Here is a 1,199-nt window from a genome sequence, read left to right as displayed (position 1 = left end):
CCCATCCCATTCATCTTTATCACTAAATATATTAAAAAACTCCATCCAATGATTTTTTCTGGATTGCGCTAATGAATACAATCCCTCTTTTATATAGACGCCGAATACTGTATTTTCTTGACTACGTTGTTTTTTGGTTAACATTTCTTTCCACCTGTTTTAGATTTGGTTTTATTTAAATGTTCATCCGCAGCAGCTAAGTATTCTTGCCGCCGTAGATTATTTAGATAAAGCGTACGAAGTTTTGGTTTTCGGTGCGGCTGTCTTGGTTGCGTCTTGTGTCGAGTAGGTCGGCTGCGGCATCAAAGACAAAATTGTATCAACTTTATTTTTTATGTTTGTAAATTTTTTCGGGATAGTCCAAAATCAACATACCCTTCTAAACTTATAACTAGACACCACTTATTTGATGAATCAAAAAAATAATGATGTTGAGGAATATTTTCAACAGCAAACGCAAGAAAATTATCAAATTGTTTATAAGTTAATTGCACTGCAAAATTTAAAGACGAATCATTTATATAATAAATTACTTTACTTTTTTTTATTTCAGAATATATCTCATTATCATATAAGAATTTTTTTATTACCAATACCCAATTAGAATAGTTTCCAAAAAGTTGACTACTTTTATAGTTAATAGTTTTTTTCCAATCAATCTTTGATCCTTTCCAATTAAAAGAATCAGATAATTTATCTGCAATATCTTCCCAATTATCTATTAGTTTTGGTGGGTCAGATAATTGAGAGATTTTTATTTTGATTTCATCATCAAGTGTCACAAATTTCTCCGTGGTTTAGAGGGATGATTAAATAGATTTTGAAGTTTGGTTACTGTGGATTCAGTAGCATTAAATAAGAAATGCTCACCTTTATCTTTTCCGCTAAACACATTTATATGAGCTCCATTTCTTCCATCGCACTCTACTCTAAATCCCGTCTTTCCATTTGCAGTAATCATTCCTACAGGCCTTCTATTTGGTGTTTTTCGATACACCGGCCTAAGGCATCGTAGTGGTAATACTAGGTACAACTGGCGGTCTGTTTGCTGTGGGTACGGCCGTGTGCGTCATAGGTATATTGAAGGCTGCGGACGTATGGTGGTAATTTGTTTACTTAGTTAATTGCAGTGATGGCTGCGTGTGCCTTAAGCATTAGTTTCGCTTAGAAGCATATTCTTAGAACTGTAGCTGAAATGA

Annotated in this window: 1 protein-coding gene; it reads right to left on the bottom strand. The window is 33.7% G+C overall.

The window, feature by feature from the left end; all coding sequences use genetic code 11:
* Positions 1 to 332 precede the first annotated feature (332 nt).
* Entirely contained in the window at positions 333 to 782 is a 450-nt protein-coding gene (locus tag J3U67_RS03455) for a hypothetical protein (RefSeq protein WP_267391632.1), read from the bottom strand.
* Between the last annotated feature and the right edge of the window lie 417 nt (positions 783 to 1,199).

Source organism: Snodgrassella sp. B3837 (assembly GCF_026535955.1).
Classification (GTDB): Bacteria; Pseudomonadota; Gammaproteobacteria; order Burkholderiales; family Neisseriaceae; genus Snodgrassella; species Snodgrassella alvi_E.
Note: the sequence above shows the minus strand (reverse complement) of the source record. Positions and strands in the feature narration are given on the sequence as shown.